The 24,108-nt window shown below is 71.0% G+C and carries 25 protein-coding genes and 1 pseudogene; 13 read left to right on the top strand and 13 right to left on the bottom strand.

The window, feature by feature from the left end; translation table 11 throughout:
• Window positions 1-19 precede the first annotated feature (19 nt).
• The gene (locus tag ACWEOE_RS03895; RefSeq protein WP_452003571.1) at window positions 20-637 is read right to left on the bottom strand and encodes a phosphoribosylanthranilate isomerase; all 618 of its coding nucleotides are present in this window, start codon (window positions 635-637) and stop codon (window positions 20-22) included.
• 149 nt (window positions 638-786) lie between these two features.
• On the opposite strand from ACWEOE_RS03895, the gene ACWEOE_RS03890 reads away from it, so the two are divergent.
• Window positions 787-1,866 carry an SGNH/GDSL hydrolase family protein gene (locus tag ACWEOE_RS03890; RefSeq protein ID WP_452003569.1) on the top strand — a complete coding sequence of 360 codons (1,080 nt, stop codon included), beginning with the start codon at window positions 787-789 and terminating at the stop codon, window positions 1,864-1,866.
• 161 nt (window positions 1,867-2,027) lie between these two features.
• Here ACWEOE_RS03890 and ACWEOE_RS03885 read toward each other — a convergent pair.
• A pseudogene (locus ACWEOE_RS03885) lies at window positions 2,028-2,354 on the bottom strand (AAA family ATPase); the annotation flags it as partial.
• 113 nt (window positions 2,355-2,467) lie between these two features.
• Here ACWEOE_RS03885 and ACWEOE_RS03880 point away from each other — a divergent pair.
• The 4 genes from ACWEOE_RS03880 to ACWEOE_RS03865 all read left to right on the top strand — a co-directional run bounded on the left by ACWEOE_RS03880 (window position 2,468) and on the right by ACWEOE_RS03865 (window position 6,273).
• Window positions 2,468-3,436: an AraC-like ligand-binding domain-containing protein gene (locus tag ACWEOE_RS03880; protein WP_452003567.1), complete on the top strand. Its 969-nt coding sequence runs from the start codon at window positions 2,468-2,470 to the stop codon at window positions 3,434-3,436.
• 105 nt (window positions 3,437-3,541) lie between these two features.
• Window positions 3,542-4,264 carry an alpha/beta fold hydrolase gene (locus ACWEOE_RS03875; RefSeq protein ID WP_452003564.1) on the top strand — a complete coding sequence of 241 codons (723 nt, stop codon included), beginning with the start codon at window positions 3,542-3,544 and terminating at the stop codon, window positions 4,262-4,264.
• 66 nt (window positions 4,265-4,330) lie between these two features.
• Window positions 4,331-5,767, top strand: a complete 1,437-nt coding sequence (locus ACWEOE_RS03870; RefSeq protein WP_452003563.1) for a 4-hydroxyphenylacetate 3-hydroxylase family protein — start codon at window positions 4,331-4,333, stop codon at window positions 5,765-5,767.
• A complete protein-coding gene (locus ACWEOE_RS03865) occupies window positions 5,764-6,273 on the top strand; it encodes a flavin reductase family protein (protein WP_452003560.1) in 510 nt (169 codons plus the stop codon). Before ACWEOE_RS03870 ends, ACWEOE_RS03865 begins: the two co-directional genes overlap by 4 nt.
• Before the next feature lie 71 nt (window positions 6,274-6,344).
• Here ACWEOE_RS03865 and ACWEOE_RS03860 read toward each other — a convergent pair whose 3' ends face one another.
• The gene (locus tag ACWEOE_RS03860; RefSeq protein WP_452003557.1) at window positions 6,345-7,295 is read right to left on the bottom strand and encodes a LysR substrate-binding domain-containing protein; all 951 of its coding nucleotides are present in this window, start codon (window positions 7,293-7,295) and stop codon (window positions 6,345-6,347) included.
• Between the two features lie 111 nt (window positions 7,296-7,406).
• Between ACWEOE_RS03860 and ACWEOE_RS03855 the strand changes: the two genes are divergently transcribed.
• Genes ACWEOE_RS03855 through ACWEOE_RS03820 form a run of 8 tightly spaced genes read left to right on the top strand, consistent with a single transcriptional unit; the run spans window position 7,407 to window position 14,343 of the window.
• Entirely contained in the window at window positions 7,407-8,858 is a 1,452-nt protein-coding gene (locus ACWEOE_RS03855) for a 2-hydroxymuconic semialdehyde dehydrogenase (RefSeq protein ID WP_452003554.1), read from the top strand.
• Entirely contained in the window at window positions 8,855-9,658 is an 804-nt protein-coding gene (locus ACWEOE_RS03850; RefSeq protein ID WP_452003551.1) for a 2-keto-4-pentenoate hydratase, read from the top strand. The genes ACWEOE_RS03855 and ACWEOE_RS03850 overlap by 4 nt, the downstream gene beginning before the upstream one ends.
• Window positions 9,655-10,590: an acetaldehyde dehydrogenase (acetylating) gene (locus tag ACWEOE_RS03845; RefSeq protein WP_452003549.1), complete on the top strand. Its 936-nt coding sequence runs from the start codon at window positions 9,655-9,657 to the stop codon at window positions 10,588-10,590. Before ACWEOE_RS03850 ends, ACWEOE_RS03845 begins: the two co-directional genes overlap by 4 nt.
• The gene (gene dmpG, locus ACWEOE_RS03840) at window positions 10,587-11,606 is read left to right on the top strand and encodes a 4-hydroxy-2-oxovalerate aldolase (protein ID WP_452003546.1); all 1,020 of its coding nucleotides are present in this window, start codon (window positions 10,587-10,589) and stop codon (window positions 11,604-11,606) included. The genes ACWEOE_RS03845 and dmpG overlap by 4 nt, the downstream gene beginning before the upstream one ends.
• Window positions 11,603-12,367, top strand: a complete 765-nt coding sequence (locus ACWEOE_RS03835; RefSeq protein WP_452003543.1) for a 2-keto-4-pentenoate hydratase — start codon at window positions 11,603-11,605, stop codon at window positions 12,365-12,367. The genes dmpG and ACWEOE_RS03835 overlap by 4 nt, the downstream gene beginning before the upstream one ends.
• Complete coding sequence (locus ACWEOE_RS03830) at window positions 12,364-12,795, top strand: RidA family protein (RefSeq protein ID WP_452003540.1); 432 nt, start codon at window positions 12,364-12,366, stop codon at window positions 12,793-12,795. Before ACWEOE_RS03835 ends, ACWEOE_RS03830 begins: the two co-directional genes overlap by 4 nt.
• A gap of 1 nt (window position 12,796) precedes the next feature.
• Window positions 12,797-13,327: a 3-hydroxyanthranilate 3,4-dioxygenase gene (locus tag ACWEOE_RS03825; RefSeq protein WP_452003537.1), complete on the top strand. Its 531-nt coding sequence runs from the start codon at window positions 12,797-12,799 to the stop codon at window positions 13,325-13,327.
• On the top strand, window positions 13,327-14,343 hold the full coding sequence (locus tag ACWEOE_RS03820; RefSeq protein WP_452003534.1) for an amidohydrolase family protein: 1,017 nt from the start codon (window positions 13,327-13,329) through the stop codon (window positions 14,341-14,343). Before ACWEOE_RS03825 ends, ACWEOE_RS03820 begins: the two co-directional genes overlap by 1 nt.
• 54 nt (window positions 14,344-14,397) lie before the next feature.
• On the opposite strand, the gene ACWEOE_RS03815 is transcribed toward ACWEOE_RS03820, so the two are convergent.
• The 10 genes from ACWEOE_RS03815 to ACWEOE_RS03770 form a co-directional block, all read right to left on the bottom strand.
• Entirely contained in the window at window positions 14,398-14,649 is a 252-nt protein-coding gene (locus tag ACWEOE_RS03815; RefSeq protein WP_452003532.1) for a hypothetical protein, read from the bottom strand.
• A 173-nt stretch (window positions 14,650-14,822) separates the two neighbouring features.
• On the bottom strand, window positions 14,823-15,947 hold the full coding sequence (locus ACWEOE_RS03810) for an FAS1-like dehydratase domain-containing protein (protein WP_452003529.1): 1,125 nt from the start codon (window positions 15,945-15,947) through the stop codon (window positions 14,823-14,825).
• Window positions 15,928-16,329 carry a carboxymuconolactone decarboxylase family protein gene (locus ACWEOE_RS03805; protein WP_452003526.1) on the bottom strand — a complete coding sequence of 134 codons (402 nt, stop codon included), beginning with the start codon at window positions 16,327-16,329 and terminating at the stop codon, window positions 15,928-15,930. Before ACWEOE_RS03805 ends, ACWEOE_RS03810 begins: the two co-directional genes overlap by 20 nt.
• A gap of 10 nt (window positions 16,330-16,339) precedes the next feature.
• Window positions 16,340-18,382: an acetate--CoA ligase family protein gene (locus tag ACWEOE_RS03800; protein ID WP_452003523.1), complete on the bottom strand. Its 2,043-nt coding sequence runs from the start codon at window positions 18,380-18,382 to the stop codon at window positions 16,340-16,342.
• Entirely contained in the window at window positions 18,382-19,563 is a 1,182-nt protein-coding gene (locus ACWEOE_RS03795; RefSeq protein ID WP_452003521.1) for an iron-containing alcohol dehydrogenase family protein, read from the bottom strand. The genes ACWEOE_RS03800 and ACWEOE_RS03795 overlap by 1 nt, the downstream gene beginning before the upstream one ends.
• A 5-nt stretch (window positions 19,564-19,568) precedes the next feature.
• Complete coding sequence (locus tag ACWEOE_RS03790; protein ID WP_452003518.1) at window positions 19,569-20,690, bottom strand: mandelate racemase/muconate lactonizing enzyme family protein; 1,122 nt, start codon at window positions 20,688-20,690, stop codon at window positions 19,569-19,571.
• A 25-nt stretch (window positions 20,691-20,715) separates the two neighbouring features.
• Entirely contained in the window at window positions 20,716-21,420 is a 705-nt protein-coding gene (locus ACWEOE_RS03785; protein WP_452003515.1) for an ABC transporter ATP-binding protein, read from the bottom strand.
• Window positions 21,417-22,211 carry an ABC transporter ATP-binding protein gene (locus ACWEOE_RS03780; protein WP_452003513.1) on the bottom strand — a complete coding sequence of 265 codons (795 nt, stop codon included), beginning with the start codon at window positions 22,209-22,211 and terminating at the stop codon, window positions 21,417-21,419. The genes ACWEOE_RS03785 and ACWEOE_RS03780 overlap by 4 nt, the downstream gene beginning before the upstream one ends.
• Window positions 22,204-23,241, bottom strand: a complete 1,038-nt coding sequence (locus tag ACWEOE_RS03775) for a branched-chain amino acid ABC transporter permease (protein WP_452003510.1) — start codon at window positions 23,239-23,241, stop codon at window positions 22,204-22,206. The genes ACWEOE_RS03780 and ACWEOE_RS03775 overlap by 8 nt, the downstream gene beginning before the upstream one ends.
• Window positions 23,238-24,092 carry a branched-chain amino acid ABC transporter permease gene (locus ACWEOE_RS03770; RefSeq protein WP_452003507.1) on the bottom strand — a complete coding sequence of 285 codons (855 nt, stop codon included), beginning with the start codon at window positions 24,090-24,092 and terminating at the stop codon, window positions 23,238-23,240. The genes ACWEOE_RS03775 and ACWEOE_RS03770 overlap by 4 nt, the downstream gene beginning before the upstream one ends.
• Between the last annotated feature and the right edge of the window lie 16 nt (window positions 24,093-24,108).

Below are 24,108 nucleotides of genomic sequence, written 5' to 3'. Positions count from 1 at the left end.
CATCGGAGCCCGCCCGCTGTCACTCCCCGTTCGACGCAGCTCCTGGCGTTTTCCTTACCGCAGCGAGGAAATCCCGGATCAGCCCCTGGTCTTTCACCCCGCGCGCGGACTCGACTCCGCTGGACACGTCGACGCCCCACGGCTTCACTTTCGTGATGGCTTCGGCCACGTTGCCCGGGGTGAGCCCGCCGGCCAGCAGCCAGTCGCCGTCGGGCGTCGCGACCGACCAGTCCCACGTCTCGCCGGAGCCGGCCTGCGGGGAGTCGAGCAGCAGGAGGTCCTCGCCGTACTCACCGACGGCCGGGGCCACGCCGTCGCGTACGGCCGTCGCGCGGACCAGCCGCACGGGCAGGTCGCGCAACGCGGCGAAATCGGCCGGCGAGTAGCCCGAACCGTGCAGCTGGACGGCCCGGATGCCGGTCTCGGCCACGGCGTCGCGGATGTCCGGCAGCGGCACGCCCTTGAAGACACCGACGGTGAGCACGTCCGCCGGCACGTCGGCCGCCAGCCGCGCGGCCTCGGCGCTGCTCACCTGCCGCGGGCTCGCGCACAGCACGAAACCCACCGCATCGGCTCCCGCCTCGACCGCGCACGCCACATCGGCCGTGGTCTTCAGGCCGCAGATCTTCACGAACACAGGCTCGACCCTAGTCTCCGGCCCGCCGGTGACGAGCGGGCATCGCGCCCGCACCAGTGTCACCAACGGTACGAACCGGCCACCCGGATGTGCGCGGCGGGTGTGATCATGGGTCGACTTCCGCCCGACGAACCCCAGGAGCTCGCACGATGACCGGTCCGCTCGGCCAGGCCCACCCCGGTGGATACGACGACGGCCGTCAGCTGTACGGCATGACCGCGGCCTCGATCCGGCGCTGGCGGTGGAAGCGCGCCGCCGCCGTCGCGGGCACCGGCTCGGCCCGGTACGCGAAGATCGGCGACTCGATCAGCGCCGGCCAAGGGCTCCAGCCCGCCACGCAGTCACCGCCGGTGGTGATGGCCGGGATGATGGCGGCGCAGGGGTTCCCGATGCGGGGCGCGTCGGTGATCCTCAACCCGCGGACCATGACCTCCGACGCGAGGCTGTCGTTCACCGGGTCGTGGTCGGAGTTCGCGCCCGGCGCGCTGACGACCTTCGGCTCGGCCGGCACGGCGGGGGACAGCGTCACCCTGACCGCTTCGGTCGCCGAGGACGGCGACCACCTGGTCCGCGTGATCACCCAGGGCACGCGCTCGTGCACCATCGCGGTCGACGGCGAGCCCGGCGAGGTCCGGCTGAGCCGCGCGGCGGGCCTGACGACGCACCTCGGGGCGCTCCCGAAGATGCCGGCCGGCTCGCACACCGTGACCGTCACCGTGGCAGACGGCGACGGCGACCTGCGCGTCGGCAGCATCGGCATCGAGGCGGTCACCGGCGTCGCGCTGTGCGACTTCGGGATCTCCATGTCCACGACCACGGACTGGGTCGCCGGCGGCGAGGCGTACTCGGCGCTGAACCACGTGGTGGCCTGGGCCCCGGACCTCGCCCTGATCGCCCTGATGACCAACGACGCCAACGAACAGACCCGCGTCGCCCCGGACCGCTACGCGGCAAACCTCGACGCGATGGTCTCGGCCCTGGAGAACACCTGCGACGTGGTCCTCGAGGCCCAGATCCCCGGCGACCCGGACTGGGTCGACCTGGCCCCGTACCGCGAAGCGGTGTACACCGTCGCCGACGCCCACGGCGTGCCGGTACTCGACCTGTTCGACCGCTGGGACAGCTTCCCGGCGGCAGCCGGTGCGGGTCTGATGAACGACGCCTTCCACCCGAACGCCGCCGGCGCGGCGGACATCGCGGCGGCGGAGCTGGCGGTGGTGGCTTCCTGAGCAGGGCCGGCGCGGTCGGTGACGGTGGTCTCGATGAGGGCCACCGTCTCCTCGGCGCGGAGCTCGGCGCCGATTTCGACTTCGCCGGGAATGCCGAGCTGGTCGTGCGGGAGGTACCAGCTCCGCATGTCGTCCGGGGTGAACTCGGTCGCCTGGGGGCGCGTTGCGTGGCGGCGGACGGTTTCGGGAAACGGGACTGCGAAGAAGAAGGCCACGCCGGCGAAGTCGGAGAGCAGCCGGCGGAGCATCACGCCGTAGTGGGCCGCCGGGAAAGTGCCCTCGAGGATCACGTCGTGTCCGGCCGTGAGGGTGTGGCGGCACATCACCTCGGTCAGGCCGATGTTCGCGGCGCCGGGCGCGTCGCGTTCCCAGAGGATCTGGCGGCGGACCACGTCCTGCTGGATGAGGGCGGTGCCGCGGCCCCACCGGGTGCGCAAGGCCGTGGCAGTGGTGGTCTTGCCCGCGCCGGACGGGCCGCGCAGGAGCACGAGGCGAGGCACGGCGGCCACTGTACGGCCAAGGCGGCTGCCGGGACTCTGCGTTCCGCTGGACAACGGCGACCCGGAATGTTGTCCTGAGGGGCAACGCACCGGGAGGCGGCATGACAGCAGCGCAGCTCGCGGCCGACCTGGCCGACGTGTCGCAGCAGGTGCTCGCGGCCAGTGGTGATCCCGACGAGGTGACGCAGGCCTGTACCGCGGCGTTGCGTCCGCATCGGCTGCTGGTCCATTCACGACACGCGCGGCTCGCGACTCGGCTGGAGCACCTCGCGGCGGGGCCGATCTCGGTCAACCGCCTCAGATACGGCGCCGACGTGACGGTGGCGCCCGCTGTGCCGGAGGAGGACAACTTCCTGCTGACGTTGCCCGTGGCGGGGTCGGCGAAGTTCACTTACGGGCGCGACACCGCCGAGCTGGCGCCGGGCCGGCCGGCGGTCGTCGGGCCCTACCGGGAGTTCCGGTTGGACATCGACAGCGCGTTCGACCAGCTGATCGTGCGGATGGACCGGCGCTGTGTCGAGCGAACGGCGCGGCGGATCAACGGCGTCGCGAAGGCCGGGCCGGTGGACTTGCCGCTGTCGCAGCCGGAGCAGCCCGCGTTCCTGTACCGGCTGCTGGAGAGCGTGGTCAGCCTGCCGACGCTGGGTCTCGCGCGGCCCGAGGTGGGGCAGCAGCTGGGTGAGCTGGTGATCGAGTCCTTCCTGCTCTCGCAGCGACGGCCGGACGACGAGCCCGAGCGGACGCCGTCGGCGCAGGTCAGGCGGGCGATGGAGTACCTGCTCGACCACCTGGCCGAACCGATCGGCCTGTCGGAGGTCGCGCGCCGGTGCGGCACGAGCCTGCGCAGCTTGCAGGCCGGGTTCCGCCGGGACCTCGACACCACTCCCGGGCAGTGGCTGCGCGCCCAGCGCCTCGACCGCGCGCGGCGGCTGCTCGCAGCGGGCGAGCCGGGGACGACGACCGTGACCGGCGTCGCGGCGGAGTGCGGGTACTTCCACCTGGGGGAGTTCGCCGCGCAGTTCAAGGCGCGGTTCGGGGTCACGCCGTCGGCGGTGCTGGGCGGTCGCTGAGGTTTGCGCGAATCCGATGCTCGCGCGTCGCTTCGCCGATAGTCGCGGGGGTTCGCCGGAAGCAGCATGTGCCGTACGCACTCAATGGTGAGAACGGAGCGGCGGATGCGATTCGTACTGGTGCACGGCGCGTGGCACTTCGGAGAACTGTGGGAACCCGTCCGCGGGCACCTGGAGGCGGCGGGCCACGAGGTCCACACCCCGACGGCGGGCGGCCTCGGCGAAAACGACGACAAACACGTGGACCTGCGTGGCGCCGCGGCGCCGATCATCGAGTACATCCGCGAGCACGACCTGACCGACATCGTGCTGGTCGGGCACAGCTGGGGCGGATACCTGATCACCCGCGTGGCGATCGCGCTGCCCGAACGCATCCGGCGGATGGTGTACTTCGCCGCCTTCGTGCCGGGCCACGGGCGCGCCCTTGTCGACGAGATCCCGCCGCACCTCGTCGCCGCGCTGAAGGCCAGCCACGACGAACGCGGCGACGGCGGCATGGTCCTGCCCTTCCCCGTCTGGCGCGACGCGTTCTACGGCGACGGCTCGGCCGAAGACGCCCGGCGCGTGTACGACCGGCTGCGGCCCCAGCCGTGGACCACCTTCACCGACCCGGCCGACATGACGGGCTGGGACAAGGTGCCGCAGGCGTTCAGCTACCTGGCGCCGTCCGAGGACAACGACATCACGCAGGGCGAGTGGGGCCGGCACCCGCGGCTGTCCAACCGGCTGGTGATGTTCCGGCTCGTCGGGATGGAGGGCAGCCACGAGGTGCTGCTGGCCAACCCGGAGCTGACGGCGCGCAAGTTCGTCGAGGCGGGCCGGGATTGACCCGGCCTGTCCATTGAGGAGTGAAGCCCAGACCCACGTGCACGCAACCCAGTAGAGGAGGCCTTGATGCGCAGCGGATCGGACTACCTGCACGCGATCGACGACGGCCGTCGGGTGTACCTCGACGGCCGGCGGGTGGACGGAGTGGTACGCCACCCCGCGTTCGCCCCGATCGCCCAGACGGTGGCGGAGCTGTTCGACCTCGCCGCCGAACCGTCGTCGGGTCTGTCCCGGTCCGATGTGGACGGATCGCCGGTGAACCGACTGTTCACCGCGCCCCGCAGCCGCGAGGACCTCACCGCCTTCCGCGAGGCCGCCACGACCTGGGCCCGGCACACGCAGGGCTGGGTCGGCCGCAGCCCGGACCACGTCGGCGCGTTCCTGGCCGCGTTCGCCTCGCACCCCGACGTGTTCGGCGACTTCGCGGCCAACGTGAAGGCCTTCCAGCGGCGCGTCGTCGAGGAGGACCTGTACCTGTCCTACGCGATCATCCCGCCGCAGGTCTCGCGCGCCACCACCGCCAGCGCCTGGGACGGCGACCTGGTGCAGGTCGGCGTCGCCGAGGAACGCGCCGACGGGATCGTCGTGCGGGGTGCGCAGATGCTGGCCACGGGAGGGCCGGTGGCCGACGAGATCCTGGTGTCGTGCATCAAGCCGCTGACGCCGGAGGACACGGACTTCGCGCTGAGTTTCGTGCTCCCCGTCGACACCGAAGGCCTGAAGCTCTACTGCCGCCGTCCGTACGCCCCCGCCGCCACCAGCAGTTTCGACTACCCCCTCAGCACCCGCTTCGACGAAACCGATGCCCTGCTGGTGTTCGAGGACGTCTTCGTGCCCTGGGAGCGCGTTTTCGTCTACCGCGACGTCGCCGCGGTCCGACGGCAGTTCTTCGACACCGGCGCGCACGTGCTGGGAAATTGGCAAGCGCAGATCCGATTCTCGGTGAAGCTGCAGTTCCTGGCCGGCCTGGCCCGCAAGGTCGCGGCGGTGAACGGCGTGGACAAGTTCCCGGGCGTGGTGGAAAAGCTGGGTGAGCTGGCGAGCCTCGTGTCCGTGGTGGAGTCGGCCGTGCTCGCCGCGGAGTACACGGCGACGCCCGACTCGTCGGGCTTGTGGCGGCCGGGCAGCCGGGCGTTGTACGGGGCCATGGGGTTGCAGGCCGAGCTGTACCCGCGGGTGCTGGCCATCTTGCGCGACCTCGTGGGCGGTGGGGTGCTGCAGGTTCCGTCGAGTGTGGCCGATCTGACGAGCGCGGAGACCCGGTCGGACATCGACCGGTACGGGTACAGCCCGGGCACGCCGGCGGTCGAGCGGGTGAAGCTGTTCAAGCTGGTGTGGGACGCCGTGGGCAGCGAGTTCGCCGGGCGGCATCAGCAGTACGAGCTGTTCTACGCCGGGGCGCCCTTTGTGGTCAAGGGATACTCGTTCCGCAACTACGGGTTCGAAGGCCCGCTGTCCGAAGTGGACCGTTTCCTGGCCGGGTACGGCGAGGACCTGTCGTGACCAAGTCCGTCGACCCCCTGGCCATGCGCGGCGTGATGGGCCGCTTCGCGACGGGGGTTGCGGTCGTCACCACCGGTGTCGACGGCGTACCGCACGGGATGACGGTGAACTCGCTGACTTCGGTGTCGTTGCGGCCGCCACTGCTTCTGGCGTGCTTGACCACGGGCGCCCGCACCACAGAGGCGGTGGTGACCGCCGGCCGGTTCGCCGTGAACGTCCTGTCGACCCGGCAGGAACACCTGGCGCTCCGGTTCGCCCGCCGCGGCGAGGACCACTTCGACGGCCTGCCGGTGACGCACGGCTCCCACGAGATTCCGGTGATCCCGGACGCCCTGGTGCATCTGGACTGCACCGTCACCCAGGTCCTGACGGCGGGAGATCACGAGATCGTCTTGGGCGCGGTACAACGCATCTGCGAACGAGAAGGCGAACCGCTGGGATTCCTGGGCGGCCGCTTCAGCGACGTGACCGACCGCGGCCACGACGCGGTGCCTTGGTTCTTCTGAGCCGCGCCCGCTTTCACCACCCTCCCAGCAGACAGCAGGCTCTGCCGGCCCGAGTCCGGATCGCCCCGGGCTCACGGAGCCGGTTCGAACTGCCGTTTCACCTGCCCGGCTTCCTCAACCAGCTTGTCGATCAACGCATTCGCCGACGGCGTCGGCGTGCCGGCCGCGGGCAGGGTGATGCCCACGCTGTGGCCGATCGGTTCGAGCGACAGCGGCAGGCGCACGATGTCGGGGTCGTCTTCGGTGATGAGGCGGGGCAGGGCGGCCACCACGTCGGTGTCACGCAGGAGCTGGCGCACGGTGAGGAACGAAGTGGCTTCGACGCGGTTGGTGGGCAAGAGCACGTCGTTGCTGTGGAAGAGCTCCTCGAGCTCACGGCGCAGCGCCGTCTCCGGGCCGGGCAGGATCCACGGGTATTCGGCGACCGTCGGGAGGTCCACGGTCTTCGCGGCGGCCAGTGGGTGGGCGGCGCGGACCACGAGCACCACGGACTCGTCGTAGAGCTTGCGGCGGAGGAACCCCTCGTCGGAGATCTGGGTGAGCCGGCCGACGATCAGGTCGAGGCGGCCCGCGCTCAGCTCGACGAGCAGTGACTCGGGTGTGCCGTCGCGCACGGCGACGGTGAGGTTCGGGCGTTCGGCCTTCAGGGCGGCGATGGCGCGGGGCAGCAGCACGTTCGACCCGAACAGGTGAGTGCCCACCACCACGGTGCCGCGCTCGGCGCCCGCCAGCTCGACCACGTGCCGGGCCGCCTGGCGGACCTGGGCGAGGATCGCGCGGGCGTGCTCGGTGAACGCCTCGCCGTACACGGTGGGCGTGAGCCCGCGCGGGCCGCGCCGGAACAGCTCGACCTCGAGGATCTCCTCCAGCTCCCGCAGCCCGCGGGTGGCCACCGGCTGGGTCACGTGCAGCTCGGCGGCGGCGCCGACGATCGTGCCGCGCCGCGCGATGGCGTCGAGCAGCACGAGGTGGCGGAACTTCATCCGGCCGTCCAGCAGCCGCGGGAGCTCACGAGGGGCCATGACTGGCCACTATAGCCATCTGCGCATATCAACTTAAAGCTTTGGCATTTGTCAGGCATAGCCGGAGGTCGAGACGATGGAGCAGGACCACAGCCACCCGGAAAGGTCGACATGGTGCTCAAGAGTTTCGTGGACGGGCGGTTCACCGACAGCGGAGGCGAGGAGTTCGACAAGGTCAGCCCGGTCGACGGGACCCTGGTCACCCGGGTCGAGGAAGCCGACCAGGCCGTGGTCGACCGCGCGGTGCGCGCCGCCCGAGCCGCGCTCGACAGCGCGTGGGGCCGCACCTCGGCCGCCGACCGTGCGAGGCTGCTGCGCCGCATCGCCGACCACATCGAGGAACGCTTCGACGACCTGCTCGCCGCCGAGGTCGCCGACACCGGCAAGCCGCTCGACCTGGCGCGGCGCCTCGACGTGTCCCGCGCCTCGGCCAACTTCCGTGCGGCCGCGGACACGATCGCGTCGGCCGGGCTCGACTCGTTCCTCACCGAAGGCCCGGCCGGGCGCGCGCTGAACTACGCGCTGCGCAAGCCGCTCGGCGTGGTCGCGGTGATCGTGCCCTGGAACCTACCGCTGTTGCTGCTGACCTGGAAGGTCGCGCCGGCGCTGGCCGCGGGCAACGCCGTGGTGGTGAAGCCGTCGGAGGAAACCCCGTCCAGCGCGACGCTGCTTGCCGAGATCCTCACCGAGGCCGGCCTGCCCGACGGCGTCTTCAACGTGATCCACGGCTTCGGCCCCGGTTCGGCCGGCGAGTTCCTGACCAACCACCCGGGCATCGACGGCGTGACCTTCACCGGTGAATCCCGCACGGGCTCGGCGATCATGCAGGCCGTGGCGCCGCGCGTGCTGCCGGTGTCGTTCGAGCTCGGCGGCAAGAACGCGGCCGTGGTGTTCGACGACGCCGACGTGAGCCGAACCGTCGACGGCCTCGCCCGCTCGACGTTCACCAACACCGGTCAGATCTGCCTGTGCACCGAGCGGATCTACGTGCAGCGCGGCGTGTTCGACGAGGTCGCCGCCGGCCTGGCCGAACGCGCCGAGGCCCTGCGCTTCGGCCGGCCCGACGACCCGGAGACCACCACGGGCCCGCTGATTTCCCGGCAGCACCGGGAAAAGGTCCTCTCGTACTACGAGCTGGCCGAGCAGGAGGGCGGGAAACTCCTCACCACCGGCGGAGTTCCCGATCTCGGCGCCGGGCTCGAGGGCGGCGCCTGGGTGCGCCCCGCGTTGTGGACCGGGCTGGACAACACCCACCGCGTGCTGCGTGAGGAGATCTTCGGCCCGGTCGCGGCGCTGGTGCCGTTCGACTCCGAGGAGGAGGCGATTCGCCTGGCCAACGACAGCGACTACGGCCTCGCCGCAGCCGTGTGGACCACGGACCTCGAACGCGGCCACCGCGTCGCGGGCGCGATGCGGGTGGGCATGTCGTGGGTCAACACGTGGTACCTGCGTGACCTGCGCTCGCCCTTCGGCGGCAACGGGCTTTCGGGCATCGGCCGCGAGGGTGGCGCGCACTCGGTGCACTTCTACACCGAGCCGACCAATGTGTGCGTGGCGCTGTGAACGCCGCGATCGAGGCGGTGGCCGAGGCGCTGCTGCGAGCCGAACGCGACCGCAAGCCCATCGCGCCCGTGCGCGAGCTGCTCGGCGAGAGCGACGTCGACGCGGCCTACGAGGTGCAGCGGCGGATCATCGCGGACAAGGTCGTGAGCGGCCGCCGCGTGGTCGGGCGCAAGATCGGCCTGACGTCGGAGGCGGTGCAGCGCCAGCTCGGCGTCGACCGGCCCGACTTCGGGGTGCTGCTCGACGACATGGTGTTCGGCGACCGCGCGCAGTTCCCCCTGGCGCGGTTCTGCCAGCCCCGGGTGGAGGGCGAGGTCGCCTTCGTGCTCGGCGCGGATCTGCCCGGACGCGCGACGGTGGTCGACGTCCTGCGGGCCACGGACTTCGTGCTTCCGGCGATCGAGATCGTCGACTCGCGTGTGGCCGGCTGGGACATCCTGATCACGGACACGGTGGCCGACAACGCGTCCAGCGGCGCGGTCGTGCTCGGCACGCGGCCGGTTCGATTGTCCGAAGTGGACCTGTCCGGGTGTGGCATGACGCTGGAACACGGCGGTGAGCCGATCTCGACCGGCGTCGGCGCGGCCTGCCTCGGCTCGCCCGCGGTCGCCGTCGCGTGGCTCGCGCGGGAGGTCGCCGGACGTGGCGAACCATTGCGGGCGGGGGAAGTGGTCCTCGCCGGGGCGTGGGGGCCGATGGTGGCGGTCGGGGCACCCGGGAGCTACGTGGCCCGGTTCGAAGGCATCGGAGAGGTCCGCGTCGGGTTCACCGGCGGACCGGACGGAGGGACGCGCGCATGAGCACCCCGGTGGCGATCATCGGGTCGGGCAACATCGGCACCGACCTGATGTTCAAGGTCAAACGGCTCTCGAACGAGCTCGAAGTCGCGGCCGTGGTGGGAATCGACCCCGCTTCCGACGGCCTCGCGCGGGCGAAGCGGCTCGGCATCGCGACCACGGCCGAGGGCGTGGCCGGGCTCGTCGCCCTGCCCGAGTTCGCCGACATCCGGCTGGTGTTCGACGCGACCTCCGCCGGCGCGCACCGGCAGAACAACGAGGTCCTCGGCCCGCACGGCAAGCAGCTCGTGGACCTCACGCCGGCGGCGATCGGGCCGTACGTGGTGCCGACGGTCAACCTCGACGAACACCTCGGTGTGCCCAACGTCAACATGGTCACCTGCGGCGGCCAGGCCACCACGCCGATCGTCGCCGCGGTTTCGGCCGTGGCGCCGGTGGCGTACGCGGAGATCGTGGCGACGATCGCGGCCAAGTCGGCCGGTCCGGGCACGCGCGCCAACATCGACGAGTTCACCGAGACGACCGCGCGGGCGCTGGAGACGGTCGGCGGCGCGGGGCGCGGCAAGGCCATCATCGTGCTCAATCCGGCCGACCCGCCGATCACCATGCGCGACACGGTGTTCTGCCTGGTCGAGGAATCCGAAGTGGACGAAAGTGCGGTGAGCGCTTCCATCGAGGCCATGGTCGAGCGGGTGCGGGACTACGTGCCGGGGTACCGGCTCAAGCAGCGCGTGCAGTTCGACCGCGTGGACGAGCCGTTCCTGCCGGCGCTCGGGCGCGCGTTCCGCGGGGTGAAGGTGGCGGTTTTCCTGGAGGTCTCGGGCGCCGGGCACTACCTGCCGGAATACGCCGGGAACCTCGACATCATGACCTCGGCCGCGCTGCGGACCGCGGAACGGCTCGTGCAGGTCGCCGCGGAAGGGGCGCTTCGATGAAGATCTACGTGCAGGACGTGACGCTGCGAGACGGCATGCACGCCATCGCGCACCGCTACAGCGTCGGGCAGGTGCGGTCGATCGCGGCCGCGCTCGACGCCGCCGGGGTCGCGGCGATCGAGGTGGCCCACGGCGACGGGCTGGCCGGTTCGAGCGTCAACTACGGCCACGGCGCGGCCACCGACGCGGGTTGGATCGCGGCCGCCGCGGAGGTCGTGCAGAAGGCGAAACTCACCACGTTGCTGCTGCCCGGAGTGGGCACGATCGAGGATTTGCGCGCGGCGCGGGACCTGGGTGTGTCGAGTGTGCGGATCGCGACGCATTGCACGGAGGCGGACATCGCCGTCCAGCACATCGGGTGGGCTCGGGAGAACGGCATGGACGTGGCCGGGTTCCTGATGCTGAGCCACATGAACTCGCCGGAGCACCTGGCCGAGCAGGCGAAGATCATGGAGGACGCCGGCGCGCACTGCGTCTACGTGACCGATTCGGGTGGCCGATTGACCATGAAGGACGTCGGCGAGCGCATCGACGCGTACCGGGCAGTGCTCGACGCGGGGACGCAGATCGGGATTCACGCGCACGAGAACCTGTCGTTGTCGGTGGCCAACAGCGTCACAGCGGTGGAACACGGCGCCTACCGGGTCGACGCGTCGTTGGCCGGTCAGGGTGCGGGGGCCGGGAACACGCCGATCGAGGCGTTCATCGCCGTCGCCGATCTGCTCGGCTGGGACCACGGCTGCGACCTGTTCGGCTTGCAGGACGCCGCCGAAGACCTCGTCCGTCCACTCCAGACCCGGCCGGTCCGGGTCGACCGCGAGACGTTGACCCTCGGCTACGCCGGCGTCTACTCCAGCTTCCTCCTCCACGCCGAACGCGTCGGGGCCCGCTACGACCTCGACGTGCGCGCGATCCTGCTGGCGGCCGGGAAACGCGGGCTCGTGGGCGGCCAGGAGGACATGCTCGTCGACGTCGCCCTCGACCTGGTGGCCGCGCGGGAAGGGGCTTCGGCATGATCGAGGACCTCGCCGCCCGGCTCGACGACGCCGCGACCACGCGCAAGCCGTGCGAGCAGCTGCCCACCGAGCTCTCGCTCGACGACGCCTACGCCGTGCAGCGGCAGCTGGTCGACCGCCGCCTCACCCGCGGCGAACGACCGGTCGGCGTGAAACTCGGCTTCACCAGCAAGGCGAAAGCCGCGCAGATGGGTGTGGCCGACGTGATCATCGGCCGCCTCACCTCGGGCATGGTCCTGGCCGACGGTGCCGAGCTCGACCTCGGCGACCTCATCCACCCGCGCGCCGAACCCGAGGTCGCGTTCCGGCTCAGCCGCGGCATCGAACCGGGCGAAGTTCCCGGCCCCGATCTGATCGACGCCGTGGCGCCCGCGATCGAGATCATCGACTCGCGCTACCGCGACTTCAAGTTCTCCCTGGCCGACGTGGTCGCCGACAACACCTCGGCCGCCGCCTTCGTGCTCGGCCCGTGGCGCCCGCTCGAAGCCGGCCTCGACAACCGCGGCGTGCTGTTCGAAGTGGACGGTCGCCTCGTCGCCTCCGGTTCCACCGCCGCGATCCTCGGTGATCCGCTGCGCGCGGTCCCGGCGGCCGTGCGCATGGCGCAACGCCATGGCTTGCCGCTCGCCGCGGGCACGGTCCTGCTCGCGGGCGCGGCCACCCCGGCGGTCGAGCTGGAGCCCGGAACCCACGTGAGCGCCACCGTGTCCGGGCTCGGCCGGGCGCGGTTCTCCGTCGCAGACCAGGGAGCAGATCGATGACCGAAGCCAAAACACTGGCGGACAAGGCGAAACCACGAGGCCGCTTCCCGCACGTCAAGCGCGCCGGTGACTTGGTGTTCGTCTCCGGCACGAGCAGCCGCCTGCCCGACAACACCTTCGCCGGAGCCGAGGCTGACGAGTTCGGCACCACCACGCTCGACATCCGCGTGCAGACCGCCGCCGTGCTCGACAACATCGAGGACATCCTGGCCTCGGTCGGCGGGAGCCTCGCCGACGTCGTGCAGATCACCAGCTACCTGGTAAACATGAACGACTTCGGCGGCTACAACGAGGTCTACGGCCGCTACTTCGACGAAACCGGCCCGGCCCGCACCACCGTCGCCGTGCACCAGCTGCCGCACCCGCACCTGCTCATCGAGATCCAGGCCGTCGCCCACGTGCCCCGCGAAACCACCGGAGGGAACTGACATGACCGACATCAACCCCGTATTCAACTTCCCCGCGTGGGTCTCCGAACACGAGCACCTGCTCAAGCCGCCGGTGAACAACAAGCAGATGTGGGAGCGCACGGGCGATTTCATCGTGCAGGTCGTGGGCGGGCCCAACCAGCGCACCGACTTCCACGTCGACCCGTACGAGGAATGGTTCTACCAGGTCAAGGGCAACATGCACGTCAACATCGTGACCGACGAAGGTCAGCAGACCGTGCACGTGCGCGAAGGCGACATGTGGCTGCTGCCCGGCAACACGCCGCACTCGCCGCAGCGGCCGGAGACCGGCTCGATCGGCGTGGTCATCGAGCGCGTGCGCGAAGAGGGCACGCTCGAGAAGTTCCAGTGGTACTGCCTCAACTGCGGGCACCTCGTGCACGAGGTCGAGTTGCAGGTGCGCGACATCGTCGAGGACCTGCCGCCGGTGTTCGAGCAGTTCTACAACGACGAGTCCCTGCGCAAGTGCGGCAACTGCGGCACCGTGCACCCCGGAAGGTCCGCGCTCTGATGTCCCAGGTGATCGACGTCCACACGCACTTCGTCCCCCGCGGCTGGCCGGCGCTGAGCGACGGCCCGGTCGAACAGAGCTCCTTGCCGTGGCTGCGCGTCGAGAACGAGCGCGAGGCGACCATCATGGTCGGCTCGCGCGAGTTCCGCCGCGTGCTCGCCAACTGCTGGGACGCCGGCGAGCGGCTGCGTGACATGGGTGAGGACCGGGTCGACCTGCAGGTCGTGTCGCCGACCCCGGTTTTCTTCTCCTACGACCGCACGCCCGCCGAGGCCGTGCGCATCTCGAAGGTGTTCAACGACCTCGCGCTGGAGATCTGCGAGCCGGCGAACGGGCGGCTGCTGCCGTTCTGCCAGGTTCCGCTGCAGGACCCGGACCTGGCGTGCGCGGAGCTGGACCGCTGCGTGGCCGCCGGGCACCGCGGGGTCGAGATCGGCAACCACGTGGGCGAGGCCGACCTCGACGACGCCGGCATCGTCACGTTCCTGCAGCACTGCGCGGCGACCGGCGTGCCGGTGTTCGTGCACCCGTGGGACATGCCGAGCTCGCCGCGGCTGAACCGGTGGATGGCACAGTGGATCACGGGCATGCCCGCGGAGACGCACCTTTCGCTGCTCGCGATGATCCTCGGCGGCGTGTTCGACCGGGTGCCCGAGACGCTCAAGATCTGCTTCGCCCACGGCGGCGGCTCGTTCGCGTTCTGGCTCGGCCGGCTCGAAAACGCCTGGCACGAACGCAACGACATCCTCGGCGGCTCGGCCAAACCCCCGTCGAGCTACCTCGGGCGCTTTGCCGTGGACAGCGTGGTGTTCGACCCGTCGGCGCTGCGGCTGCTGGTCGACGTCGTGGGCGTGGAGAACATCCTGCTCGGCAGCGACTACCCGTACCCGCTGGGGGAACGGCCGGTGGGCCAGGTCGTGCACAAGGCCCAGTTCCTGTCCGAAGCCGACCGCGGCCTGCTGCTCGGCGGCAACGCCGCGCGGTTCCTGTCCCTGCCCGAAGGAGCCGCCGGGTGAGTGGATTGTCAACCACGCTATGACACACACGTGTCATGGGCGGTCGGTGAGTGGTCAGCTGCTACGCAGCAGCACCCGCCGGGTGGCATCGAGGTGGCGATACACCACGAAGCGGGCGTTGGCGCCGACCACGGGCGGTGAGCCCGCCCACTCGAGGACAGACCAGACGCCATCGAACCTGACGCCGTACTCACGGTTGGCCGTGAAGACGTCGGTGATCTCGGCGATCACTTCAGAACCAACGGGATGTCTGTGCTTCACCGCCTGCCACTCCGGCTCCAGGTCGCGGAGGTCGGGGTCCGTCATCGTTCGACCACCTCAACGATCGGCGCGGCCGGTTGTCAACCATCGGTGATCAGGCGGTTCCACCGAAGCGTTGTCACCGGCCCCGTCTGCGCCGGTCAACAGAGGACCGTGCCCCCAGGCGGACTGACGAGGTGTCGGCGGGCGGCGCCGCGAACGCACCGCCCGCCGGGCTTTCAGCTCAAGCGCACCAGGGCGCTGCCCTCGGCGGTCTGCTCACCGAGCTGGTTGCGGGCCGCCAGCGCGATCAGCACCTCGCCGTTGTCGCGGACCTCGGTGACCGTGCCGCCGCACCAGACGGTGTCGCCGAAGATGTCCGGGCGGCGCAGGCGCACGGAGAACTCGCGCAGCGAACCGGCGTCGCCGATCCAGTTCAGCACGGGGTGCGCCATCCAGCCGCACTTCTGCGGGCCGTTGTTGTACGCGCCGGGCATGCCGATCTCCTTGGCCACCTCGGGATCCTGGTGCCCGAGGCTCGGCAGCACGCGCTCGCTGAAGTACGTGGGGTCGTAGTTGTTCGGCAGCCGTTCCGGCGACTCGACGGCCCACGTGCGGTACAGCCACGAGAGCTCGGCCGCCTTGTACCCAGGGGAGCCGATGCAGCCGGCGTAGTACGCGGTCATCGTGATCTGGTCGATCGGGCCCTTCACGACCTCGGGCACCGGGTCGCCGACACGCACGTCGGCCGGGTTGCGCGGCGTCGTGCCCTGGCGGACCTCGGTGGTCGCCCAGCGGCGGATCTCCTCCAGCTCCTCGTCGCGGTAGACGTGGCGGTCGCGGGCTTGGTACGACAAGCCACCCGAAGCCGACGCACGCGGCACGCGGAACGTGCTGGCCAGGGCCTCGGCCAGCAGCACACCATCGCTTTCGCGGCGGTATTCGGTGTGCACGCGCTGGATGGCGAACCGCGACGAGTGGCGGCCACTGTGGACGGTCACCTTGCCCAGCCGCGCCTTCGGCAGGATCCGGTCGCCGCGGCGGATCGTCTCGTGGAACACCCACTCCGTGCCCGCGTAGATCGGCTGCACGCCGGGGAACCCGAGGCCGATGGCGCCGTCGTAGCTGGAGTACAGGAACGTCGGCGGGGCGATCACGCCGCCGTGGGGGCTCGCCGCCGCGTACTGCTCGTCGTGGAAGAGCGGGTTGGGGTCGCCGAGGCCCCAGGCGTAATGGCGGATGGTGTCGAGCGTGGCCTCGTTGTTCCACGGCTCGACGCGGATCTCCTGGCCTTCGAGCGCCGCCGCCTCCGACAGCATCTCGTCGGTGATCTCGGTGCTGAACTCAAGCCGTGTGGTGGCCATTGGTGCTCGTCCCCTCTTCCTCGAAGTCGTTCTCCCAGGCCGCCCACAGCTTGTAACCGACCTTGCCCCAGCCCGAGACGCCGAGCACGAGGAACGCGATCTGCAGCGACTCCCGCAGCTGCTCGGCCGTGAGTCCGGCGCGCTTGGCCGCACGCAGGTGGTTGATCGCGCCGCCGGCGTTGCTCACCGCGAGGTCGAACATGACCAGCAGCAGCTCTTTCATCGCGAGCGTGAGGCCGTCGGCGTGGTCGGTGTAGATCCGCTCGCGGATGTCGGTGTAGTCGCCGGCGAAGCCGGCGTCCATCGCGAACATCGTCGAGATGGCGGGCGGGATGTTGCCGAGGGACTCCTGGTAGTGCTGCAACCTGCCTTGCGCGGTCATTTCCGTCCTTTCATTTCCGCCCCAGCGCGTCGATCGCGCGGATCCCGTCGGCCAGCACGACCACGGGGTTGAGCTCGACGAACGACACCGGCTGGTCGGCGAGTGCCGTGAACAACGTGGTGATCGCGGCGCCCAGCGCGCCGACGTCACCCGCGACCTGGCCGCGGTAGCCCGACAGGAGCACGCCGAGCCGTGACTCCCGCAGGGTTTTGAGGCGCTGCTCGGCCGGCCAGCCGTGCCAGAGCACGACCTGGTCGTCGAGCAGTTCCGCGTTGACGCCACCCGGGCGCAGCACGGCGGAGAGGCCGTACTCCGGGTCGCGCACCACCGCGACGAGCACTTCCTGCCCCGTGCCGACGCCCCGCTGCACCACAACCTCGTCACCGTGCTCGGCGCACACCTTGGCGACCCGTTCGTACGCGGGCGCGAAGGCGGCTTCGTCGCGCACCACGGCGACGGCGCCCAGCTCGGACCGGTGGGCGATCGTCTGCCCCGCGGCCTTGATCGCCACGGGATAACCCCACCGCCGGACCGCCTCCGCCGCGGCTTCCCGGTCGGGCGCGGAAACCCAAGGCGCCCAGGGGAAGTCCGCAGGAAGCAGCGCGGCGACGTCCGGGATACCCAGGTGGTCGGCCGGTTCTTCCGCCGAGTGCTGCGCCGTTTCCGGTTCGGCGTCGCCCGCCAGCAGACCCAGCGTCCGCACGGCGCGCTCCGGCGTCGGGACCACGGCCACCCGCGCCGCGGCGAGCCGCGCGACGAGGGACTCGGGGATCGGGTCGTCCTCGCTGAGGTGGCTCAGCACGATGGGGCACGCGGACGGCGACCGCGCGGTGAGCACGTCGGCCAGCACCTCGCGCTCGTGCGCCAGACTCGACTCCACCGCCACGACGACGTCCGTCTCCGGCGCCTCGGACAGCGTCGCCACCGTCCGCGCGAACGTCTCGGTTTCGCCGAGGAACGGCACGTCCAGGGGGTTGTGCAGCTCGACGCGATCCGCAAGCACCTCCCGCAGCCGGGCCCGGGTCGAGGCGCCCAACGGCGGCAACGACAACGCCCGCGCCTGCTGCACCCGATCGGCCAGCACCACCGCCCCCGCGCCCGACACCGACGCGGCCGTGATCCGCGGTCGCGCGGGCAGCTCGCCCACGACCTGTGCCGCGACGAGGCAGTCGGCCAGCTCGGCGATGCCCGGCACCCGGATGAACCCGGCTTGCCGCAGCACCGCCTGCGAGATGTCACTCGACCCGACGACGCGCCCGGTGTGCCCGCCCGCGGCGAGCTGGCCGAGATCGCTGTCGGCGATCTTGACCAGGAACACCCGCTTTCCGGTGCGCGCGATGGCCTCGGTCGCTCGCGGCAGCCACTCGAGGTCGGTGATGGCCTCCAGGAACAGCCCGACCGTGCGCACTTCGTCGCGCGCCAGCACCCCGACGAGCAGCTCCAGCGCACCGACGTCGAACTCGTCGCCGGTGCTGAACCAGTGCGCGATGCCGCCGCCGCGTCTCAGGATCGACATGAGCAGGCCGTTGCCGCTCGCGCCGCTCTGCGTGATCATCGCGACCGAACCCGCGCGCGCCGGTCCGCGGCCCAGCACACTCGAGAAGTTGAGGTGCGCGCCGGAAACCACGCTCATCGTGCCCACGCAGTTGGGGCCGATCACCCGCAGCCGCCGGTCGGGAGCGGCCAGGAACCGGTTGAGCTCCTGGCGCGGCGCGCTGTCGGGGCGTTCGAACCCGCTGCCGATCACCACCGCGACCCGCACGCCGCGGCTGTCGAGGTCGTGCAGTGCGCTCGGCACCTGGTCCGCCGGCAGGTTCACGATGGCGGCTTCGGCGGCGTCGACGGGGATGTCGAGCACGGTCGGCACCGCCGGATACCCGGCGACGACGGAGTGGCGCGGGTTGACGACGAACACCTCACCCGTGAAGCCGTAGCGGTTGAGGTAGGCCAGCGGCCGGCCCGCGGGTTTGGCCGGGTCGGAAGACGCGCCGACGACGACCACACTGCGGGGCGCGGTGATGAGGTCGACCAGCTCCGAGGCGTGCTCCGCCATCACGCGGTCCCGGTCACGGTGCCCGACCACGCCATGCGCAGCACGCCGAGCACCGCGTCGGCGTCGGGAACCCGCTTGGGGTTGAAGAACAAACCACGGTCCTGCATGACTTCCTCGGCCACGCGCGGCAGATCGCCTTCGGCCAGCCCGGTGTCCGCCAGCGTCCGCGGGACGCCGGCCCGCTTCTGCACGGTCGCCACCAGGACCGCAGCGCTGCCTTGTACCGCAAGCCCTTCACCCAACGCCCGGGCCAGGATCGCCTGCTTCGCCTCGGTGTGGTCGTGGTTGTACTCCAGGACGTAGGGCAGCATCACGGAGTTCGCGACGCCGTGCGGCACGCCGTAGGCGGCCCCGAGCACATGGCACACGGCGTGGTGCAGGCCGACCCGCGCGTTGCTGATCACGAGGCCGCCGATCGCCGCGGCCGTGAGCGCGTCTTCCAGCAGGTCGATCGGCAACGCCCCGGTGGCCCCACCGATGCGCGGCAACGTCTGCGCGAACCGGCGCGCGCCTTCGGCCGCGAGCGCGTCGGTGAACGGTGACGCGGACTTCGAGTACAGCGCTTCGGCGCAGTGCGCGAGCCCGTTCATGCCCGTGGTCAGCAGGAGCGCGGCGGGCACGTCGGTGAACAGCTCCGGGTCGTACACCACCACGCGGGACGCCACTTTCTGGTCCCAGAACACGCGTTTGATCCCGTGGGCGTCGGTGGCGCCGCCGCCCGGCGTCACCTCCGCGCCCGACAACGTGGTGGGGATGGTGACCACGGGGATCTTCGGCTGGTCGAGCTGCACGTGGCGCAACACGTCCGGCGGGGTGAACGTGGAGCACTTGGCCTCGAGCGGAAATCCCTCGGCCAACAGGATCGAAAGCGCTTTCGCGGTGTCGCTCACGCTGCCGCCGCCCACGGCCACGAGCGCGTCGGGCGGGTCGTCGCGCAGCTGCCGGGCCATCACCTCCGTGTCGGTGATCGGGGCGTGCGGCGCGATCTTGCCGAACTCGTGACGGACGTCGAAGCCCTGCAGCGCTTCGCGCACCGCCCGGCCCGCGGCGGAGGAGAGTGAGCGCGGGCTGCCCACGAGACACACCGAACGGGCGGACAGCGCGGTGAGCTCGTCCGCCACCGTCGCGATCGTGCCCGCCCCCACGGTGAGCACCTGCCTTGCCTGGTCGTAGCGGAACACGCGGGTCAGCTCCTTTCCCCGGGCCGGTCGGTCCGGAACCGCGCGAGCGCGGCTTCGTCGATGTCGAACCCGAAACCGGGCTCGGCAGGGATCCGCAGCACCCCGTCGCGGATCTCGGGCGGGGTGGTCACGAGGTCGCCGTCGAGGTTGAGCAGGTAGGCCAGCTCGGCCGGGTGCTGCGCCGTGACCGGGTTGGCGGCGGCGAACGCGGCGCTGGTGTAGGTGCCGATGGCCGAGTCGCCCTGACTGCCCACGATCGCCTGCGCGCCCACGGCCGCGCAGAACTCGCGAATCCGCGTCGACGCGCGGATGCCCGTGCGGGCCAGCTTGATGCTGATCATCGTGCAGCGCCGGGCGAGGATCTCGGTCGCGACTTCGCGCGGGGTCGTGCTGCTTTCGTCGCCGAGCACGGGCACGGTCGACTTGGCGACCACGTCGGCCCGCCCCAGCACGTCCTCGGCCGGGCACGGCTCTTCGATCCACGCGAGCCGGTGGTCCTTGGTGGCTTCCAGGAACGTCATCGCGTCGGAAGCCGAGTAGCCGTGGTTGGCGTCCACGTAGATCAACGCGTCGGGGTGCTCTTCCCGCAGCGTGGCCATCAACCGCACGTCGCGGTCGAGCTCGAGGCCGACCTTGACCTTGTAGCAGGTGATGCCGTGGTCCGCGCGCAGCGCCGCGGTCTCGGCCACGACCTCGTCGATCGTGCCCGCGCCGAGAATCGCCGTCACGCGGGCCTCCGGCGCGTAGCCGCCGAGCAGTTCGTGGCACGGGACGCCGAGCGTCTTGCCGAGCGCGTCGAACATCGCCAGCTCCACGGCGCCACGGGCGGTGGGGTTGCCGGCGAGGTGGCGCAGCCGGTGCCCGAGTTCCTCGGTGCCGAGCAGGTCGAGCGACATCGCGGCCGGCGCGATCACCGTGTCGATCACGTGCGCGATCGACACGGTGGTCTCGCCGTAGATCATCGGCCGCGGAATGGCCTCGGCCAGGCCCACCACGCCGTCGGCCGTGCGCACGCGCACGAGCAGGTGCTCGGCGTGGGTCAGCCGGCCCGTCGCGAACTTCACCTCGTGTTTGAGCGGGATCCGGAACGGGATCACGTCGATCGAGGAGATCTTGCTGGTTGTCACCTGTCGCACACCTCCGGGGCAGTTTTCACAGGAACGCGTTCTCGATGACCGAGCGGGTGAGCACCGCGCCGGCCGGGCCTCGCTCGACCTCGCGGCCGAGGTTGAGCACCAGCACGTCGTCGCACAGCTCCCGCACGACCGTGAGGCTCTGCTCGGCGATCACCACCGCCATGTCGGTGGTCCGCGCGAGCCGGGTCAGCGATTCGACGAGCCCGCTGACCGCGATCGGGGACAAGCCCAGCGAAGGTTCGTCGAGCAGCAGCACCCTCGGCTGGGAGACGACCGCGCGCGCGACGGCCAAGGACTGTTGCTGGCCACCGGAAAGCCGCCCGGCCGCGCGGCGGCGCAGGTCGCGCAGCACGGGGAAGAGCTCGTAGGCGAACTCGGTCCGCTCCGCGCGTTCGGTGCGGCCCTTCGCGCGCAGGCAGCCCGCGTGCAGGTGCTCTTCCACCGTCAGGTCACCGAACAGTTCGCGTGATTCGGGTACGAACGCCAGGCCCCGGCGGGCCCGGTCCCATGCGGGCACGCCGGTGAGGTCCTCGTCCGCGAGGCGGATGCGGCCGGCGTGCGGCGTGACGACGCCGGCGAGGGCTTTGAGCAGCGTGCTCTTGCCCGCGCCGTTGGCGCCGACGATGCCGAGGTAACCGCCGGCGGCGACGTCGAAGCAGAGGTCGTGCACGACCGGGATCCGCCCGTAGCCGGCGTGGATTCCCTGCGCGGAGAACGTCATCGCAGTGCTCCTTCGGCTCCGGGACCGATGTAGGCGGCGAGCACGTCCGGGCGCCGCAGCACCTCTTCGGGGCCGCCGTCGGCGAGGATCTCGCCCTCGGCCAGCACCACCGCGCGGTCGGCGACCCGCCGGACGAACCCCATGTCGTGCTCGACGAAGATCACCGTGGCGCCCGAGGTGCGCACGTAGTCGAGCACGCGGTCGGCCACCATTTCCTTGTCCTCCACCGGCATCCCGGCGCTGATCTCGTCGAGCAGCAGCAGCTCGGGCCGGCTCATCAGCGCGCGGCCGAGGTCCACCAGCCGCCGTTGCGGAGCCGAGAGCAGGTCGACGTTCACCGCGGCCTGATGCTCGATCTTCAGCTGCGCCAGTACTTCGTGTGCTCGGTCGACAAGTCGCTTCTCGTCGGCCAGGAACCCGCCGCCGCGCAGCACGGCGCCGAGGAACCGGCTGGGCCCGGAGAACGCACTCGTGGCCAGCTGGTCGAGCACCGGCAGGCCGGCCACGAGCCGCGAGTCCTGGAACGTGCGGCCGATGCCGAGCCCGGCGCGCCGCCACGCACCCACGCGGGTCAGGTCGGCCGACCCCTTCGTGGTCCGCAGTGTGATCGAGCCGCCGGTCACGGGGACCAGGCCGCTGATCGCGTTGAACAGCGTGGTCTTGCCGGCGCCGTTGGGCCCGACCAGACCCGTGACCGAGCCGCGCCGCACGGAGAAGCTCACCTCCGACACCGCGACCAGGCCGCCGAAGCGGACGAGCACGGAGTCGAGGTCGAGGATCGCGTCAGCCACGCCCGCCTCCCGAGGACCGCACGTTCACCAGCGACCGCAGCCCGCCGGGACGCAGCACGAGGATCACGAACAGCAGCGCGGCGTTGAGGTAACTGCCGAAACTGCCGCTGCTGGGCAGGAACTGCTGCACCACCACCATGATCAGCACTCCCGTGACCGCGCCCCACACGCTGCCGACGCCCCCGATCACGATCATCGTGAGCAGCAGCAACGTGAGTTCGAGCGTGAAATTCGTCGGCGTGATGAACGTGAGCACCGCACCCAGCAGCACGCCGCCGAGCCCGCCGAGCAGGCTGCTGAACGCGAACGCCAGCATGCGGGTCAGCGGCACGTTCACGCCCATCGTCGCCGCGGCCTTCTCGTCGGTGCGCACGAGCGCGAACGCCCGGCCGATCTTCGAACGGGTCATGCGCTGCACCACGATCAGCGCCACCGCCGCGAACACCACGGCCACGAGGTAGGCCTGATCACCGCCGAGGGCGACGAGGATCCCGTTGTCGCCTTGGGTCGGGGGCCACAGCTGGATGGCGAGCAGCGCGGCCTGGGAGAACGCGAGGGTGAGCAGAGCCAGGTACAGGTCGCGGGTGCGGATGATGGCGACGCCGATGATCGTGCCGGCCACGGTGGCGGCCAGGGCCCCGACCACCAGCCCGCCCACCGGGCCGAACCGGGGCTCGGACACCGCGTAGCCGTAGGCACCCAGCGCCATGAACGCGTTCTGGCAGAAGGCGAACTGCCCGGCCTGCCCGAGTACGACCGTGTAGCCGAGTGCGGACACCAGGTACGCGGCGAACAAGCCGACCACGGTCTGGATGTACGCGCCGCCGACGTCGGCCCACACCGCGACGAGCACCGCCACCAGCACCACGCCGGTGACCGTCCACAGTGAACCGAGGTAGCGCTTCTCGCCGGCCGGTGAGGTGACCGTGGTCGGTGTCGGCACTTTCAGCCGCCCGAGCCACTTGTCCACCGGCAGCGCGGTGTCGCGGACGGCGGCCCGCACGCGGCGGGGGACGTTGACCGTGGTCATGCGCGGGCTCCGAACAGTCCGGTGGGCCGCGTCAGCAGGATCACGAGCATCACGCCGAGCGAGACGAAGGCGCTGTAGCTCGCCCCGATCGCGCCCGACACGACCGACTGCACGACCCCGATCAGCACCCCGCCGACCGCGGCGCCCGGCAGGCTGCCGAACCCGCCGAGCACCACCGCGGCGAAGCTGTCGAAGGTGTACTGCTGCCCGAGGTCGGGGGAGAGCAGGTAGGTCGGGAAGATCAGCGCGCCGCTCAGGGCCGCGAGGCCGCCGCCGACGCACCACGCCAGCGTGGAAACCCGCGCCGGGTTCACGCCGACGACGGTGGCGCCGAGGCGGTTGCTCGCGACCAACCGCATCCGCAGCCCCGCCGACGTGCCCCGCAGCACCAGCGTGAGCCCGGCGACGAGCACGAGACTCACCACCATGAGCACCACGTCCATCGCCGACCAGCCGAGACCCGGCACGATCGGCGAGCGGCCGGCGTACGGCGTCATCGTCTTGGCCTCGGCACCGAACGACGACAGGAACACCCCACTGGCCACCTCGGTCACCGCGATCAGCACGATGATCTGGGCGAGCAGGCTCGCGCCGCGCAACGGGCGCAACGCGATCTGGTCCACGACCACCCCCGACGCGACACCCGCGGCGACCGCGCCGAGCATCACCACCCAGGCGGGGAACCCGTGCGAGCCGAGCTCCCACGCGACGTAACCGCCGAGCACCATCTGGCTGCCGTTGGCGAAGTTGACCACGCCGGTCGCGCGGTAGACGAGCGTGAAACCGAGTGAGACGAGGGCTAGGGCGAATCCGTTGACGATTCCGGTGCCGAAAGTGGCGGTGGTGACCATCGATCAGTCCTCACTG

Source organism: Amycolatopsis sp. NPDC004368 (assembly GCF_053602515.1).
This window is presented reverse-complemented; position numbering and strand designations above follow the sequence as displayed.